The organism is Nonomuraea sp. NPDC050310 (genome assembly GCF_040655795.1).
Classification (GTDB): Bacteria; Actinomycetota; Actinomycetes; order Streptosporangiales; family Streptosporangiaceae; genus Nonomuraea.
The window spans coordinates 96,311-112,100 of record NZ_JBFAKP010000001.1; the positions used below are offsets into that span (position 1 = coordinate 96,311).

The following is a 15,790-nucleotide window of genomic DNA, read 5'->3' on the forward strand; positions in this document are numbered from 1 at the left end:
CCCTTACGTGGTGGGCAGGGCGGCGAGAGCCGTACGGGCTCGGTCCCGGTATTCGGTGACCCGGGCGAGCTTGATGTCCTCGTACCCGCGGATCATCTCGGGTAGCGCGGCGATCTCGGCGATCTGTTCGGCGGTGGCCGGAGTCAGGGCGGCGAGGGCCTGGTGGACGAGGTCGCGGTATTCGGTGATGAGTTCGCGTTCGACGCGGCGGACCTTGGCGTAGCCGAAGACGTCCAGGGACGTCCCGCGCAGGCCCTTGAGCGCGCGCAACGCCCGGAAGGCCGGCCCCGCCGTACGCCGGAGCTTGATCTTGCGCTTCATGCCCATGGCGCGCAGCAGCGGCGGGTGGAGCAGGACCGCGACCTGGGCGTCGGGGCCGAACTCGGCGTCGCGGCGGGCCTGCTCGGCGGGGTCGAGGTGCAGGCGGGCGACCTCGTACTCGTCCTTGTAGGCCATGAGCTTGTGCAGGCCGCGGGCGTAGGCGAGGGCGATGGCGTCGCCGTACCCGGCGGTGAGGTCGGCGACGCGCCGGACCTCGGTCGTGTAGGTGCGGGCGTAGGTGGCGTTCTGGTAGCCGGTGAGGTCGTCGGCGAGCCGGGCGATGGTCTCCTCCAGCGAGGCCGGAGTCTCGCTGGAGGAGTCGGTCACGGCCTTGAGCGCGGCGGCGCGGCCGTGGTTGAAGGCGGCGAGGTTCTTCTCGACCGCCGCGCCGTTGAGCCGGATGGCCTCCTCGACCGCCTTGGCCGTGACCGGCAGGCAGCCGTGCTGGTAGGCGGCGCCGATCAGCAGCATGTTCGCCGGCATGTGGTCGTCGAAGAGCTCTTCCGAAAGCCGCTGCGCGTCGACGTAGAGATTCTCGGCGGCGTGGGTGGCCGATTCGATGCGCTCCAGCGCGGCGTCCGGTGAGCCGGGCAGCGGGGTGAGGCCGGTGACCATGGCCGAGGTGGGCACGACGGCCGTGTTGATCACCGCAATCGTGTGCCCGGCGCGGGCTCCGGCCAGGTTGCCGTCGGCGGCGGCGCCGAGCAGGTCGAAGCCGATCAGCACGTCCGCGGAGCCGCGGGTGGTCTTGACCGAGCCGGTCAGCGGGCTCGCGGAGATGCGCACGTCGCTGACGACCGGGCCGCCCTTCTGGGCCAGGCCGGTCTGCTCCAGCCCGGCGGCGTGCAGGCCGTCGAGGTGGGCGGCCATCTGCAGGATCTGCGAGACGGTGACCACGCCGGTGCCGCCGATGCCGGGCATGCGCACGACGACGTCGCCGTGGAAGCGCGGCGTGGGCTCGGGCAGGTCGCCGACCGGCGGGATCGCCCGCTTGGCCTTCTTGCCGGGGGTGACCAGCAGGAAGGAGGGGCAGTCGCCCTTGAGGCAGCTCAGGTCGGAGTTGCACGAGGGCTGGTGGATGCGCGTCTTGCGGCCGAACTCGGTCTGCACGGGCTGGACCGACAGGCAGGTGGAGACGTCGCCGCAGTCGCCGCAACCCTCGCAGACCCGCTCGTTGACCACGACCTTCTCCGGCACGCTCGGCACCTTGCCGCGCTTGCGCAGCCGGCGTTCCTCGGCCGCGCACCGGTCGTCGTGGATCAGCACGGTCACCCCGTCGAGTGCCGCCAGTTCCTTCTCGACCTCGGCGAAGTCGTCGCGGTGCCGGACGGTGGCGACCGGGTCGAGCCGGACGCCGCGGTAGGTCTCGGGCGTCGGCGTGGTGATCACCACGCGCCGCACGCCTTCCAGGGCCAGCCAGCGGGTCAGCGTGGGGATGTCGAGCTTGCCCTCGGCCTGCTGGCCGCCGGTCATGGCGACCGCGTCGTTGTAGAGCAGCTTGTAGGTCATCGTCACCCCGGCCGCGACCGCCGCGCGGACCGCCAGCGAGCCGGAGTGGTGGAAGGTGCCGTCACCGAGGTTCTGGACGAAGTGCCGGTCGTCGGTGAAGGGCGCCAGGCCGATCCACTGCGCGCCCTCGCCGCCCATCTGGGTCAGCCCGACCTGCTTGCCGCGGCCGTCGCCGGCCAGCGCGATCATCGCGTGGCAGCCGATGCCCACGCCGACCAGGCTGTCGTCGGCGGTGCGGGTGGAGATGTTGTGCGGGCAGCCGGAGCAGAAGTACGGCGTGCGCGAGGCGACGAGCGGCAGGCTGCGGCTCGGCCGAGGGCGCTTGGGCGCGGCCACGTCGGGGACGAGCTTGGCCAGCGCCCCCGCCACGTCCTCGGCGCCCAGCGTGCCGCGCGCGGTGAGGAGTTCGCGCCCGACGACGTCCGGCTGGTCGGTCCTGCCGTACAGCGCGGCCTTGAGGTGGTTCTCCAGGAACGGCACCTTGTCCTCGACGACCAGGACGGTCTTCAGCCCGGAGGTGAGCTCGGCGAGGTGGTCGGCGTCGATCGGGTACGGCATGCCGAGCTCGATGAGCCGGAAGCGCTCCTCCGGCAGCCCGAGGTCGGACAGCGCGCGCCGGACGACGGCGAAGCTGGTGCCGGAGGCGAGGATGCCCAGGGTGGCGCCGGGGGAGTCGCCGACGACGCGGTTGAGCCCGTGTTCGCGGGCGTAGGCGCGGGCGAGCGCGAGCCGGCGGGTGAGCTGGTCGTACTCGGCGTCGAGCGAGGCCGGTCCGACCAGCGTCGGCGCGGGGGCGTCCGGCCGGTCGACGCCGGGCAGCTCGGGCAGGGCGAGGTCGACGGTGGCCGAGGCGTCGGCGATGTCCGCGACGATCTTCAGCCCGACCCACAGGCCGCTGGCCCGCGACATGGCCACCGCGTGCAGCCCGAACTCGATGATCCCGGCGACCGAGCCGGGCGCGAGCAGCGGCATGGCCAGGCTCTGGCACATCGGCTCGCAGGAGCTCGGCACGGTGGAGGACTTGCTGCCCGGGTCGTCGCCGATCCAGGCGACCGCGCCGCCGTGGGCGGAGGTGCCGGCCAGGTTGGCGTGCCGGATGGCGTCGGCGGCCCGGTCGAGGCCGGGGTTCTTGCCGTACCAGAACCCGGTGACGCCCTGGTGCCGAGCGCCGGGCGTCTCCTTGAGCAACTGGGTGCCGGCCACGGCGGTGGCGGCGAGCTCCTCGTTGAGGCCGGGCTGGAAGACCACGCCGGCCGGGTCGAGGAAGCGGGCGGCCCGGGCCATCTCCAGGTCCACCCCGCCGAGCGGCGAGCCCTGGTAGCCGGAGACGAAGACGCGGGTGTTGAGACCTCGGGCCTCGTCGAGGCGCCGCTGCTCCAGCGTCAGCCGTACCAGCGCCTGGATGCCGGAGATGAGCACACGGCCCTCGGTCGCGGTGTACTTGTCGTCAAGGTGCACGGTCACGGGCCAAGTGGAGCAACCGCGCTACCAGGTGCGCAAGTATCGCACGACAAACTGGGAAAAAGACGCAAATAGTTTGCTTCGCTGCTGGGAATAGCTAGATTACCTTGCGTGGAGGACCTCGACGACATCGACCACCGGCTGATCCGCCTGCTCCGCGAGGACGGCCGCCGGACCTTCTCGGAGATGGCCGGCGTGATCGGGCTGTCGGTCGCCGCGGTGAAACGGCGGGTGGACCGCATGCGGGAGCTCGGGGTGATCACCGGCTTCACCGCCCGCATCGACTACGCCAAGCTCGGCTGGGGCATCCAGGCCTTCACCGAGATGCGCTACTCGGGCAGCACGCCGGTGGGGGAGATCGTCCGGACCACGACCGGTTTCCCCGAGGTGGAGGAGGTGTTCACCATCGCCGGTGATCCCGACGCGCTCATCCACGTGCGGGCGCGCGACCTCGACCACCTCCAGCAGGTGATCGACAACCTGCGGCGGGCGGGGAACGTGACCGGCACCAAGACGCTGATGGTGCTCGGCTCGTGGAGCCGGGAGACGCTGCCGCGCCGCGATCAGGCCAGGGAGAGCGACTCGCGCTGGTCGGAGCCGCCCCGGTCGGGCACGAACCGGTAGCCCACGTTGCGCACGGTGCCGATCAGGGCCTCGTTCTCCGGCCCGAGCTTGGCGCGCAGCCGCCGCACATGCACGTCCACGGTGCGGGTGCCGCCGAAGTAGTCGTAGCCCCAGACCTCCTGCAGCAACTGGGCGCGGGTGAAGACCCGCCCGGGGTGCTGCGCGAGGTACTTCAGCAGCTCGAACTCCTTGAAGGTCAGGTCGAGCGCGCGTCCGCGCAGCCGCGCGGTGTAGGTCGCCTCGTCGATCGACAGGTCGCCGCTGCGGATCTCGTCGGGCGCCGCCTCGGTGGAGGACAGCGCCAGGCGGCCGGTGGCCATCCGCAGCCGGGCCTCGACCTCGGCCGGTCCTGCCGACTCCAGGAGCACGTCGTCGACGCCCCACTCGGCGCTCATCGCGGCCAGGCCGCCCTCGGTGACGATCACCAGCAGCGGGCAGTCGACGCCGGTGGTGCGGATCAGCCGGCACAGGCTCTTGGCGTGGGCCAGTTCGCGGCGCGCGTCGACCAGGACGGCGTCCGCGGGAGGCGCGTCGATCAGCGCCGCGGCCTCGGCCGGCGCGACCCGGATCGAGTGCAGGAGCAACCCCAGGGCCGGAAGCACCTCGGAGGACGGTTCGAGGGCGTTCGTCAGCAGGAGCAGGTTGCTCATCGCAGGTGACCTCCCTGTAAACACAGAAGGACCCGGGGGCTGCATCGCCCAGGTCCCGTAGGTGAGGATAACCCAGTGGGTCGTTCACGTCCCATCACGGACCACCCATTGAGATGTGAGGAATTCATGGCCACGGTAACCATTCGATACTGGGCGGCCGCGAAAGAGGCGGCGGGTGTGGCCGAGGAGATCTGTGAGGCGAATTCGCTGGCCGAACTCATGACCAAAATCACACGGAATCGTGAGACTCTTGCCACGGTCGTGAAAAGATCATCATTCCTCGTCGACGGCGATCCGGTCGGCAGGCGGGCGCATGAAGAGGTCCTCCTGGGGGACGGGGTGACGGTCGAAGTTCTGCCGCCTTTCGCGGGCGGTTGATTGTCTGGGAGGCTCAGTCACTGTGCGGAAGTTCCTCTTCTTCCTGATTGTGCTGATCGCCCTCCTGGCGATCGGCGACCGAGTCGTCGTCGCCGGCGTGGAGCGGGATCTGGCCAACCGGATCGCCGCCGCCACCAAGGTGGACCGGACGCCGACCGTCTCCATCGAGGGCATCCCCTTCCTGACCCAGGCCGCCTCCGGCCTCTATCAGGAGGTGCGCTTCGACCTCGGCACGCTCACCTACGCCGGCGTGCCGATCAAGGACCTGCGCGGCGCGGCCTTCAACGTGCGCGCGCCGCTGATGGAGGTGCTCCAGAACCGGGCCAACATCATCGCCGAGCGGGTCGCGATCACGGGTGTGATCACCAACGAGACCATCAACCGCTTCGCCCCCGAGGGCATCAAGGTCAACGCCCAGGGCGACCGCCTGATGGCCACCGGCGAGCTGCCGGTGGGCGCCCAGCGCTTCAAGTTCAACGCCACGATGCGCGTCGAGCTGGCCGGCGACGGGGCGATCAAGGTCATCGCCGAGAAGATCGAAGGCGTGCCCGACGCGCTGGCGCGGATGGTGTCCTACACCATCAACTTCAAGGGCAAGCTGCCCTTCGACGTGAAGGTCACCTCGCTCAAGAGCGTGCCGGGCGGGCTGGAGCTCTCGGCCGAGGCGAGTGACGTGCCGATCCGTGGCTGACATCGAACCGGATCGCCCCGCCGTACGTGATGAGGACCGTGGGGGGAAAGAAGTGAGCCCGGCGGGGACAGCCGACGAGGAACTCGTCAGAACGCTGTTCGAGGAACACGCCGGGCCGCTCTACGGTTACGTGTTGCGGCTGACCGGGGATGCCGGGCGAGCGGAGGATGTCGTGCAGGAGACGCTGCTGCGGGCCTGGCGGCACCCTGACGCGCTCACCGGGCGGCCCATCCGGGCGTGGTTGTTCACCGTCGCCCGCAACCTGGTCGTCGACCAGCACCGGGCCCGCCGCGCCCGCCCGCCGGAGACGGGCGACGAGGCCCTGGCCGTCGTCCCCGCCGACGACGAGCTGGAGCGCGCGGTGGAGTCCTGGGCCATCGCGGAGGCGCTGGCCGCGCTGCGGCCCGACCACCGCGAGGTGCTGCAGGAGGTCTACTACCGGGGGAGATCGGTGAAGGAGGCGTCGGAGACGCTGGGCATCCCGCCGGGCACGGTCAAGTCGCGCACCTACTACGCCTTGCGCGCGCTGAAGCTCGCGCTGGAGGAGCGGGGGCTGGCACCGTGATGACCTGCGAGGAGGTACGGCTGTCGCTGGGCGCGCACGCGCTGGGCGCCCTGGAGCCGGAGGAGGCCGCCGAGGTGGACGACCACCTGGCGACCTGCGACGCGTGCCTGGAGGAGTTCACCGGGCTGGCGTCGCTGCCGCCGGTGCTCGCCAAGGTCACCGAGAAGGACATCGAGCTGGTCGCCAGCCCGCCGCCGCAGGTGCTCGACCGGCTGCTGGCCACCAAGGCCCGGCGCAACCGGCGCGGGCGCTGGCTGATGGCGGTCGCCGCCTCGGCCGCGGTGCTGGTCGTCGGCGGCACGGTCTGGAACGCCGCCCAGCGTTCCGGCGAGCTGGCGTCCACCAACGCCGGCGGGGCGCCGGCCGCGCAGAGCCAGGAGAGCTACGACGCGCCTTCGGTGGCGGTCGCGCCCGAGGAGCCCGCCGCGGAGTCCAAGCGGAGTGCCACCCAGGCCGACACGTTCGCCGCAGCGGCGAGCGTGAGCGCCAGCGTGATCGCCACGCCGGCGGGCACCGGCTCGCGGCTGCGCCTCACCGTCGCCGGGGCGCCGCCCGGCGTGGAGTGCCGGGTCGTCGTCCTCGGCCGCGACGGCACCGAGGACGCCACCGCGCCCTGGCGCCTCGAACAGGGCTACAGCGAGCCCTCGGCCACCTTCACGCTCCGGACCCGGATCCCACCGGCCGCGATCACCGGATTCCGCCTGGTCGACGCCGCCGGAACGGTCCTCACCGTCGTCCCGGCGAAATAGCGGAAGGCCCGGTGAAATAGCGGCGGGCCCGGCGGGGTTGGAGAGGTCGTGAACGGTCTGTGGGTCGTGCTGGCCACCCTGGCCGCCGGCCTGGCCATAGCCCTCGTACGGCGAAGCCGCGACGGCAGGCTGCGCGACAGGAAGGCGGGCGGGATGCGCTTGGACGAGGCGGCCATCGGCGAGCCCTTGGGCGAGCGCGCCACCCTGGTGCAGTTCTCCACCGCCTTCTGCCAGCCGTGCCGCGCCACCCGCCGCATCCTGGACGAGGTGGCCGCGATGGTCCCCGGCGTGCGGCACGTCGAGATCGACGCCGAGGCCCGCCTCGACCTGGTCCGGACGCTCGACATCATGCGCACCCCCACCGTTTTGGTCCTCGACGCCCGCGGTGACGTGGTGAAAAAGGCCTCCGGCCAGCCCCGGAAGGCCGACGTCATCGCCGCGCTCGGCCTGGCGGTGTCTCATGATTCATCTCATCAATCGGACGACAAGTGACAGATGGCGAGACCGCCCTGTAGTGTCGTCAACATGAACCCCACGACAGAGCTGCTCACGAAGCGGCGCGCGGTTGATTTCTGCCGCGTGGCCACCGCGCTCTGTCGCGCTGCCTGAGGACGGTCCCGCGCGGATTGAGATCCGCCCCATCCGACCCCTTCAGGAGCATCTCCGATGCGTGCTGATCCCAGAGCACTACGCCTCGGCGCGGCCACGACGACCCTCGTTCTCGCTCTCGTCCTGATCTTCGAGAGCGGCTGGTTGCTCGCTGCCCAAGCCGTGGTGTTCGCCCTCGGGGCGCTCTGGCGCCAGCCGTACGGGATGATCGCCAGGCGGTTGCTCACCAGCCCGCCGAAGGAGACCGAAGACCCTCGCCCGCCGCGGTTCGCGCAGGCCGTCGGGTTCGTCTTCGCGGTCGCGGGGCTGATCGGATTCGTCGCCGGGATCACGCCGCTGGCCTTCGGGGCCACGGCAGCGGCTCTCCTCGCCGCCTTCCTCAACGCAGCCTTCGGATTCTGCCTCGGCTGCGAGATGTACCTGATCATTCGCCGTCTACAACCCGGGAGAGTCTCATGAGCCGTTCCGCCGCACTGGTGGACGCCGACTGGGTCGAGGCCAACCTCGACACCCCTGGTGTCGTGCTCGTCGAGGTCGACGAGGACACCAGCGCCTACGCCAAGGGCCACATCCGCGGCGCCGTCCGCATCGACTGGCGCGACGACCTGCAGGACCCCGTCCGCCGTGACTTCGTCGACAAGGCGGGCTTCGAGGCCCTCCTGTCCGAGCGCGGGATCGCCAACGACGACCTGGTCGTCCTCTACGGCGGTAACAACAACTGGTTCGCCGCGTACGCGTACTGGTACTTCAAGCTCTACGGCCACGAGAACGTCAAGCTCCTCGACGGCGGCCGCAAGAAGTGGGAGCTCGACTCCCGCGAGCTCGTGACCGAGGTCCCGGCCCGCGCGGCCACCACCTACGTGGCCAAGGACCAGGACGTGGCGATCCGCGCCTTCCGCGACGACGTGGTGAACGCGATCGGCAAGCTCAACCTGGTCGACGTGCGCTCGCCCGACGAGTTCACCGGCAAGCTGCTCGCCCCGGCCCACCTGCCGCAGGAGCAGGCGCAGCGCGCCGGCCACGTGCCGACCGCCCGCAACATCCCGTGGTCCAAGGCGGCCAACGACGACGGCACCTTCAAGTCCGACGCCGAGCTCTCCGAGCTCTACCAGGGCGCGGGCGTCGACTTCGGCAAGGACACCATCGCCTACTGCCGCATCGGGGAGCGCTCGGCGCACACGTGGTTCGTGCTGCACGAGATCCTCGACCAGGCCAACGTGAAGAACTATGACGGTTCGTGGACCGAGTACGGCTCGCTCGTGGGCGTGCCGATCGAGTTGGGGGAGGCCCGCTGATGTCCGTTGTCGCCCAGGGTTGCGCAGCGCCCGAGCAGACCATCGAACTCCCCGCCGGCATCGACCTGTCGACGCAGGCGGTCATCCAGGGTGTCGTCACCGGCACCGGCGGGACGGCCTACGCCCGCCTGCTCGACCACTCCGGTGAGTTCACCGGCGAGGTCGTCGTCTCCGACGAGGGCATCTTCCGCTTCTTCGCCGCGCCCGGCGACTGGACGGTGCGGATCATCGCCGGCGGCGGCGTCACCCGTGACGTGGCGGTCCAGGCCAAGCAGGGGGAGATCGCGCAGCTCGCGGTCGCCGTCTGATCCTTTTCTTCTGGCAGGGCCGGTGCGGCGACGCGCCGGCCCTGCCGGTTTTCCCCCGGCTGGAGCGGCTCCGGTGAGACGGGGGAGACGAACACCCTCGTCAAAGGCCATAATCGCCACCAACATGGACAGAAGACACCCCCTTGTCGCCGGGACGGCCGCTGCGGCGGCCGTCGTCGCCGTCCTTCTGGCCGTCCTCATCCAGCTCCGCCTGCCGGCCGCCTGGGCGCCGGACCCGCCGGTCACGCCCGACTACCCGGCCGGCCTGGCCTTCCCGGTGCTGGGCGCGCTGCTGCTGCGCCGCCGTCCCGACCTGATCCTGGGCCGGCTGATGCTGGCCGGCGGCCTGCTCATGGCCTTCATGGTCCTGATCCAGACGGTCATGCTCCAGCTCGCCTCCACCGGGGAGGTGGTCGCGGCGGGCTGGTTGCGCCCGATCAGCGTCACCTTCTGGGCGCTCGGCGGCGGCCTCTCGGCGATCGTGCTGCCGCTCTACTCGCCGACCGGGCGGCTGCCGTCGCCGCGCTGGCGGTGGTTCGTGGTGGCGGCCATGGTGATCAGCGTCCTGCAGGCCCTGAACCGGGTGGTTCGGCCCGATCCCGACCTGGCCCGCTACCCGTATCCCGAGCTCATCCCCAACCCGCTCGCGCTGCCCGGCTTCACCGTGGAGCAGTACTTGTCGGCGACCGTCGTGCTGTTCTGGGCGGTGAACGCGTGCGTGGTGACCGCGCTGGTCTCGCTGGCGCTGCGGCTGCGCCGGGCCGACCCGGCCATGCGCCGGCAGATCGCCTGGCCCCTGGCCGCCTTCGCGATCTACGTGCTCTTCCTGGTCCTGGGCGGCGAGTTCTGGCTCGCCACCACGATCTGGACCGCGCTCATCCCGGTCGCGATCGTCTTCTCGGTGCTGCGCTACCGGCTGTTCGGCATCGACACGGTGATCAGCCGGACCCTGGTCGCCGCCGGGCTGGTCCTGGTGGTCGGCGCGGTCTACTTCGCGGTCGGCGCGGTGGCCAGCCTCCTGGTCGCCGAGTACCACCAGATCGCCGGGCTGACCGCCGCGCTGTTCGCCGGCGCCTTCTTCCAGCCGCTCCGGCAGGCGCTGCAACGGGCGGTGGACCGCGCGATGTACGGGCCGGTCGGCGACCCCGCGCTGCTGGCCCAGCGGCTCACCCAGGAACTGCGCACCGCCGACCCCGCCGAGGCGCTGGCCGCGGTCATCTCGGTGGTGCGGGACGGCCTGGCCGTGGACGGGGTGTCGGTGGACGTGCCCGAAGGCGTGCCCTCGCAGGTGCGCAGCGGCGAGCCGGGGCCCGGCGCCCGGGTGCTGCCGCTGGTGTGGCACGGCGAGCTGGTCGGCAGCCTGACCATCGGGCGGCCGGAGTCGCGCCGCTTCGCCGACGCGCACGACGAGCGGGTGGTGCGGACGCTGCTGCCGTACGTCGCCGACGTCGCGCACGCGGTGCGGATGGCCGCCGACCTGCAACGCTCGCGCGAGCGCATCCTGAGCGCCCGCGAGGAGGAACGCCGCCGGCTGCGCCGCGACCTGCACGACGGGCTGGGCCAGACGTTGTCCGGGCTGGCCATGACGCTCAACATCGCCCGGGTGAACCTGCGCCGCTCGCCCGCCGAGGCCGACATCCTCCTCGGCGACCTGCGCAGCGGCATGGACGCGGTCAGCGGCGACCTGCGCGCCCTGGTGTACGGCCTGCGCCCGCCCGCGCTCGACGACCTCGGCCTGGCCGGGGCCATCACCGAGCTGGCCGGGCCCGACCCGGCGACCACGGTCACCTCGGAGGGCGAGCTCGACGGCCTGCCCGCCGCGGTGGAGGTGGCCGCCTACCGGATCGCGCAGGAGGCGCTGACCAACGCCCGCCGCCACTCGGGCGCGTCGAACTACCGCATCCACCTGGCGGCCAACGGCCGCGAGCTGCGGCTGACCGTCTCCGACGACGGCTCGGGCGTGCCGTCCCACCACCGCAAGGGGGTGGGACTGGCCTCGATGCGCGAGCGCGCGGCGGAGCTGGGCGGCTCCTGCGTGATCAGCTCGGGCCCCTGCGGCACCACCGTCGAGGCCCTGCTCCCGCTGAGCGGCGCGGCCTAGTCGACGCCGAACTCCATGGCGGCGCTGTCCAGCAGCGCCTCCGCCTCGGGGTCGGCCGAGCTGGAGGTGATCGCGTCGGCGCCGCCCTCGGTCATCCCGTCGATGAGCGCGGTGGGCGGAGCCTGCTGCACGCCGAGCAACATCGGGTGCTGGCTGCCCACCAGGCCGAGCCGCGCGTACTGCTCCAGCCGCGAGCGCGAGTCGGCGATGTCGAGGTTGCGCATGGTGAGCTGGCCGATCCGGTCGACCGGGCCGAAGGCCGGCTCCTCCACCCGCTCCATGGACAGCTTGTCCGGGTGGTAGCTGAAGGCCGGGCCGCGGGTGTCGAGGATCGAGTAGTCCTCGCCCCGGCGCAGCCGCAGGGTGACCTCGCCGGTCACGGCCATGCCGACCCAGCGCTGCACCGACTCGCGGATCATCAGCGCCTGCGGGTCGAGCCAGCGGCCCTCGTAGAGCAGCCGGCCGAGCCGGCGGCCCTCGGTGTAGTAGGCGGCGAGGGTGTCCTCGTTGTGGATGGCGTTGACCAGCCGCTCGTAGGCCGCGTGCAGCAGGGCCATGCCGGGCGCCTCGTAGATGCCGCGGCTCTTGGCCTCGATGATGCGGTTCTCGATCTGGTCGGACATGCCCAGGCCGTGCCGGCCGCCGATGGCGTTGGCCTCCAGCACCAGGTCGACCGCGGAGGCGAACTCCTTGCCGTTGATGGTCACCGGCCGGCCCTGCTCGAAGCCGATGGTGACGTCCTCGGCCGCGATCTCGACCGACGGGTCCCAGAAGCGGACGCCCATGATCGGCTCGACGATCTCGATGCCGGTGTCGAGGTGTTCCAGCGACTTGGCCTCGTGGGTGGCGCCCCAGATGTTGGCGTCGGTGGAGTAGGCCTTCTCGACGCTGTCACGGTACGGCAGGCCGTGCTCCAGCAGCCACTCCGACATCTCCTTACGCCCGCCGAGCTCGCTGACGAACTGGGCGTCGAGCCACGGCTTGTAGATGCGCAGGGAGGGGTTGGCCAGCAGGCCGTAGCGGTAGAACCGCTCGATGTCGTTGCCCTTGAAGGTCGAGCCGTCACCCCAGATCTGCACCTGGTCCTCGAGCATCGCGCGCACCAGCAGGGTGCCGGTGACCGCGCGGCCGAGCGGCGTGGTGTTGAAGTAGGCGCGCCCGCCGGAACGGATGTGGAAGGCGCCGCAGGCCAGGGCGGCCAGGCCCTCCTCGACCAGGGCGGCGCGGCAGTCGACCAGGCGCGCGATCTCGGCGCCGTAGGCCTCGGCCCGGCCGGGCACGGACTCGATGTCGGGTTCGTCGTATTGGCCGATGTTGGCGGTGTAGGTGCAGGGCACTGCACCCTTCGCGCGCATCCACGCGACGGCCACGGAAGTGTCGAGGCCGCCGGAGAACGCGATTCCCACTCGGGCGCCGACAGGTAGGGAGGTGAGCACCTTAGACACAATAGAAATATATACACTCCACCGCATGACTATGCAACCCTCGCTGGTCACGCGGCTCATCCCGCAACCCCAAGCAACCGCCGTTCTCTCGTGCCGGCCGCCATGGACTCGCCTGCCGTACGGGGTGAGGCTCGGGTGCATGAACCTTCACCCGCACGTCCTGGTCAGCGCCGACGGCACCGTCCGGCAGGCCGCTGAACTGGGACGACTCGACGTCCCCGAGAACCGTGCCGACCCCGCGAGCCGCCGGATCGAGGTCGCCTTCGCGCGGCTGCGCGGCGGGGACGGACCGCCGATGATCTTCCTGGAGGGCGGTCCGGGCGAGTCCGGCACCCGCATCTGGGAGCGGGCGCCCGAACGCTACGAGCCCTACCGGGAGTTCGGCGACGTCGTGCTCCTCGACCAGCGCGGCCTGGGCCTGTCCAGGCCGCGGCTGACCAGCCCCCACCGGCTCGACCTGCCGCTCGACCGCCTGGTCGGCCGGGAGGAACACCTGGCCGCCGTGCTCGACCTGGCCGAACGCACCGCGCGGTTCTGGCGCGAGCGCGGCGTCGAGCCGGCCGCCTACACCACGGCCGAGAGCGCCGACGACGTGGCCGAGGTGATGACCGCGCTCGGCTACGACCGCTTCCGCACCTTCGGCGGCTCGTACGGCTCGCACCTGTCGCTGGCCGTGCTGCGCCGGCACGGCCACCGGGTGGAGCGCGCGGTGATGTTCGGCGTCGAGGGCCCCGGCGACACCTACAAGCTGCCCAGCGACACCGACCGCCACCTGGCCGGCGTCGCCGCGCTCGCCGCGGCGCGAGGCGTCACCCCCGACCTCATCGGCCTGATGCGCCGGGTCTTCGCCAGGCTGCCGGTCAGCTTCGACGGCGTGGTCATCGGCGAGTTCGACGTCAAGATGATCACCGCGGCGAACCTGGGCTCGCGGCGGTTCATCCGCCGGCTGCCGGAGCTCTACCTCGCCGCCGAGCGCGGCGACCACACCTTCTGGGCCGAGCAGACCAGGGCGCTGCGCACCGCCGAGTCGGCGAACCTGATGGCCACCGCCATGGACTGCGCCTCCGGCGCGAGCGCCGAGCGCTGGGAACGCATCCGCAAGGAGGCGCCCGACTCCCTCCTCGGTGACGCCATGAACCTGCCGTTCCCGCTGGTCTGCCCGGCGATCGGCGCGGGCGACGCGGGGGAGGACTTCCGCGCGCCGCTCCGCTCCGAGGTGCCCGCCCTGCTGCTGTGCGGCAGCCTCGACGGCCGCACCCCGCCCGCCAACGCGCTCGCCGTCCTGGACGGGCTGCCCCACGGGCACTTCATCCTGGTCCGGCACGCCACCCACGAGTTCCTGCCCGCCCTGCCCGGCGTGCGGGAGGCGGTCGCGGAGTTCCTGACCGGCGGCCGGCCCACGCTGCGCGAGGTCACGATCCCGTTCGAGTTCGGGGACGAGCCTTCGGCGAATCTCTAGTCGCGGGCGACGAAGACCCTTGGCCGCGCCGGGATGACCCTTGCGGCATGAAAAAGCCCATGGCAGCGCTGGTGCTCCTGCTCGTCGCCGGGTGCGGGGGCACCCCCGCGGCCTCCGGCCCGGCCGGCCGGTACGTCTCCGGCGGGACCTTCACCGTCGTGACCTCCGCCGAGCCCGGCAAGTTCGACCCGGCGACCGCCACGGGCTCGGCGACCAACGCCGCCCTGGCCTACGCCTACGACACCCTCACCTCGCAGCGCGACGACGGCACGCTCACGCCGCGCATCGCCAAAAGCTGGACCATCGAGCCGTCGAAGGTGACCTACCGGATCCGCGACGACGTGCTCTGCAACGACGGCAGCAAGCTCACCGCCTCGCAGGTCGCCCAGAACTTCAGCTACATCATGGACCCGAAGAACGAGTCGCCCCTACGCGAGATCCTCGCGCCGGTCGGCCTGAGCGCCACGGCCGACGACGCCGCGGGCACGGTCACGCTCACCACGCCCAAGCCGTACTCCTTCCTGGCCGAGAGCGCGGCCCAGGTCTACCTGGTCTGCGGCGCGGGGCTGAAGGACCGCTCGCTGCTGGAGAAGGGCATGGTCGGCACCGGGCTCTACCGGCTGACCGAGTTCGTGCCCGGCGACCACCGCACCTACACGATCAGGCCCGAGTACGCCTGGGGCCCGGACGGCGTGACGGCCAAGACGGAAGGACTGCCCCAGACGATCACCATCAAGCAGGTGACCAGCGAGTCCACGCAGGTCAACCTGATGATCTCCGGCCAGGCCAACTCCCTCGCCGTCACCGGACCCGACCGGGCCAGGCTGGAGAGGACACCGGGCGTCGAGCTCCAGAAGGTCACCACGGGCCCCGGCCAGGTCTTCCTCAACCACGCCGAGGGCCGCCCGGGCGCCGACCCGGCCGTGCGCAAGGCCCTCGTGCAGGCCACCGACCCGGTCGAGCTGGCCAAGGTGGCCAGCGGCGGCTCCGGCGTGCTGCAGCGCCAGCTCGTCACCATCGTGCCGCGCACCTGCACCTACGACGCGGTCACCGGCAACCGGCCGGCCTTCGACCCGGCAGCGGCGGCGGCCGGGCTGGAGGCGGCCGGATGGAAGCCGGGACCCGACGGCGTGCGGGTCAAGGACGGTAAGCCGCTCGCCCTCTCCTTCGTCTACGAGGCGAGTGACGCCGGCGGCACAGCGATCGCCGAGTACGCCTCGGCCCAGTGGAAGCAGCTCGGCGTGCGCACCGAGCTGAAGGGCGTGCTGGACAGCGAGATCGACCGGCTGGTGTTCAGCGCGGGCGACTGGGACGCCACCTGGATGCCGATCTCGGTCTCCTTCCCCAGCGAGCTGGTGCCGTTCCTGTCGGGCAAGAGCGTGCCGAAGGGCGTCAACTTCGCCTCCATCGCCAACGCCGAGTACGAGCGGCTCGCCGCGCGGGCGGTCGAGACCCCCGGCGAGGCCGGATGTGAGCTCTGGCGGCAGGCCGAGGCCGAACTCTTCAAGAACGCCGACCTCCTGCCGATCGTCGAGCGGACCGCCCTCATCGCCACGCGAGGCGCGAGCATCCGCTTCGCGGGCGGCGCGCTCGTCCCCTCCAGCATCCGGCTGCTGAAGGGCTGA

At 71.6% G+C, this 15,790-nt stretch carries 16 protein-coding genes; 13 read left to right on the forward strand and 3 right to left on the reverse strand.

Annotated elements, in window-relative coordinates; translation table 11 throughout:
* Positions 1 to 3: 3 nt before the first annotated feature.
* The gene (locus AB0I67_RS00480) at positions 4 to 3,294 is read right to left on the reverse strand and encodes an indolepyruvate ferredoxin oxidoreductase family protein (RefSeq protein ID WP_357915266.1); all 3,291 of its coding nucleotides are present in this window, start codon (positions 3,292 to 3,294) and stop codon (positions 4 to 6) included.
* Positions 3,295 to 3,402: 108 nt separating this feature from the next.
* Between AB0I67_RS00480 and AB0I67_RS00485 the strand changes: the two genes are divergently transcribed.
* A complete protein-coding gene (locus AB0I67_RS00485; protein WP_357915269.1) occupies positions 3,403 to 3,915 on the forward strand; it encodes an Lrp/AsnC family transcriptional regulator in 513 nt (170 codons plus the stop codon).
* On the opposite strand, the gene AB0I67_RS00490 is transcribed toward AB0I67_RS00485, so the two are convergent.
* Entirely contained in the window at positions 3,855 to 4,565 is a 711-nt protein-coding gene (locus AB0I67_RS00490) for a response regulator transcription factor (RefSeq protein ID WP_357915272.1), read from the reverse strand. The two genes, AB0I67_RS00485 and AB0I67_RS00490, sit on opposite strands and share 61 nt — an antisense overlap.
* A gap of 126 nt (positions 4,566 to 4,691) precedes the next feature.
* Between AB0I67_RS00490 and AB0I67_RS00495 the strand changes: the two genes are divergently transcribed.
* The 10 genes from AB0I67_RS00495 (at position 4,692) to AB0I67_RS00540 (ending at position 11,261) form a co-directional block, all read left to right on the forward strand.
* A complete protein-coding gene (locus AB0I67_RS00495) occupies positions 4,692 to 4,943 on the forward strand; it encodes a MoaD/ThiS family protein (protein ID WP_357915275.1) in 252 nt (83 codons plus the stop codon).
* A 22-nt stretch (positions 4,944 to 4,965) separates the two neighbouring features.
* Entirely contained in the window at positions 4,966 to 5,634 is a 669-nt protein-coding gene (locus AB0I67_RS00500) for a DUF2993 domain-containing protein (protein WP_357915278.1), read from the forward strand.
* A 52-nt stretch (positions 5,635 to 5,686) separates the two neighbouring features.
* Positions 5,687 to 6,199, forward strand: coding sequence for a sigma-70 family RNA polymerase sigma factor (locus tag AB0I67_RS00505; protein WP_357915280.1), 513 nt, complete (start codon positions 5,687 to 5,689; stop codon positions 6,197 to 6,199).
* Positions 6,199 to 6,948 (forward strand): zf-HC2 domain-containing protein, encoded by a 750-nt coding sequence (locus AB0I67_RS00510; protein ID WP_357918317.1) that lies wholly within the window; start codon positions 6,199 to 6,201, stop codon positions 6,946 to 6,948. The genes AB0I67_RS00505 and AB0I67_RS00510 overlap by 1 nt, the downstream gene beginning before the upstream one ends.
* Before the next feature lie 153 nt (positions 6,949 to 7,101).
* Positions 7,102 to 7,440 (forward strand): thioredoxin family protein, encoded by a 339-nt coding sequence (locus AB0I67_RS00515; RefSeq protein ID WP_357918320.1) that lies wholly within the window; start codon positions 7,102 to 7,104, stop codon positions 7,438 to 7,440.
* Between the two features lie 33 nt (positions 7,441 to 7,473).
* A complete protein-coding gene (locus tag AB0I67_RS00520; protein ID WP_357918323.1) occupies positions 7,474 to 7,557 on the forward strand; it encodes a putative leader peptide in 84 nt (27 codons plus the stop codon).
* A gap of 57 nt (positions 7,558 to 7,614) precedes the next feature.
* Entirely contained in the window at positions 7,615 to 8,016 is a 402-nt protein-coding gene (locus AB0I67_RS00525; RefSeq protein ID WP_357915283.1) for a DUF4395 domain-containing protein, read from the forward strand.
* Entirely contained in the window at positions 8,013 to 8,852 is an 840-nt protein-coding gene (locus tag AB0I67_RS00530; protein ID WP_357915286.1) for a sulfurtransferase, read from the forward strand. The genes AB0I67_RS00525 and AB0I67_RS00530 overlap by 4 nt, the downstream gene beginning before the upstream one ends.
* Positions 8,852 to 9,160 carry a DUF1416 domain-containing protein gene (locus AB0I67_RS00535; protein ID WP_357915289.1) on the forward strand — a complete coding sequence of 103 codons (309 nt, stop codon included), beginning with the start codon at positions 8,852 to 8,854 and terminating at the stop codon, positions 9,158 to 9,160. The genes AB0I67_RS00530 and AB0I67_RS00535 overlap by 1 nt, the downstream gene beginning before the upstream one ends.
* A 124-nt stretch (positions 9,161 to 9,284) precedes the next feature.
* Positions 9,285 to 11,261, forward strand: coding sequence for a sensor histidine kinase (locus AB0I67_RS00540; protein WP_357915292.1), 1,977 nt, complete (start codon positions 9,285 to 9,287; stop codon positions 11,259 to 11,261).
* On the opposite strand, the gene argG is transcribed toward AB0I67_RS00540, so the two are convergent.
* A complete protein-coding gene (gene argG / locus AB0I67_RS00545) occupies positions 11,258 to 12,706 on the reverse strand; it encodes an argininosuccinate synthase (protein WP_357915295.1) in 1,449 nt (482 codons plus the stop codon). The two genes, AB0I67_RS00540 and argG, sit on opposite strands and share 4 nt — an antisense overlap.
* A gap of 139 nt (positions 12,707 to 12,845) precedes the next feature.
* Here argG and AB0I67_RS00550 point away from each other — a divergent pair, with 139 nt between their 5' ends.
* On the forward strand, positions 12,846 to 14,165 hold the full coding sequence (locus AB0I67_RS00550; RefSeq protein WP_357915298.1) for an alpha/beta hydrolase: 1,320 nt from the start codon (positions 12,846 to 12,848) through the stop codon (positions 14,163 to 14,165).
* A gap of 47 nt (positions 14,166 to 14,212) precedes the next feature.
* Complete coding sequence (locus AB0I67_RS00555) at positions 14,213 to 15,790, forward strand: ABC transporter substrate-binding protein (protein ID WP_357915301.1); 1,578 nt, start codon at positions 14,213 to 14,215, stop codon at positions 15,788 to 15,790.

Coding starts and splice junctions, on each gene's coding strand:
- AB0I67_RS00490 (WP_357915272.1), bottom strand. CDS start 4,565: ATGAGCAACCTGCTCCTGCTGACGAACGCCCTCGAACCGTCCTCCGAG.
- AB0I67_RS00495 (WP_357915275.1), top strand. CDS start 4,692: ATGGCCACGGTAACCATTCGATACTGGGCGGCCGCGAAAGAGGCGGCG.
- AB0I67_RS00510 (WP_357918317.1), top strand. CDS start 6,199: ATGACCTGCGAGGAGGTACGGCTGTCGCTGGGCGCGCACGCGCTGGGC.
- AB0I67_RS00515 (WP_357918320.1), top strand. CDS start 7,102: ATGCGCTTGGACGAGGCGGCCATCGGCGAGCCCTTGGGCGAGCGCGCC.
- AB0I67_RS00520 (WP_357918323.1), top strand. CDS start 7,474: ATGAACCCCACGACAGAGCTGCTCACGAAGCGGCGCGCGGTTGATTTC.
- AB0I67_RS00525 (WP_357915283.1), top strand. CDS start 7,615: ATGCGTGCTGATCCCAGAGCACTACGCCTCGGCGCGGCCACGACGACC.
- AB0I67_RS00530 (WP_357915286.1), top strand. CDS start 8,013: ATGAGCCGTTCCGCCGCACTGGTGGACGCCGACTGGGTCGAGGCCAAC.
- AB0I67_RS00535 (WP_357915289.1), top strand. CDS start 8,852: ATGTCCGTTGTCGCCCAGGGTTGCGCAGCGCCCGAGCAGACCATCGAA.
- AB0I67_RS00540 (WP_357915292.1), top strand. CDS start 9,285: ATGGACAGAAGACACCCCCTTGTCGCCGGGACGGCCGCTGCGGCGGCC.
- AB0I67_RS00550 (WP_357915298.1), top strand. CDS start 12,846: ATGAACCTTCACCCGCACGTCCTGGTCAGCGCCGACGGCACCGTCCGG.
- AB0I67_RS00555 (WP_357915301.1), top strand. CDS start 14,213: ATGAAAAAGCCCATGGCAGCGCTGGTGCTCCTGCTCGTCGCCGGGTGC.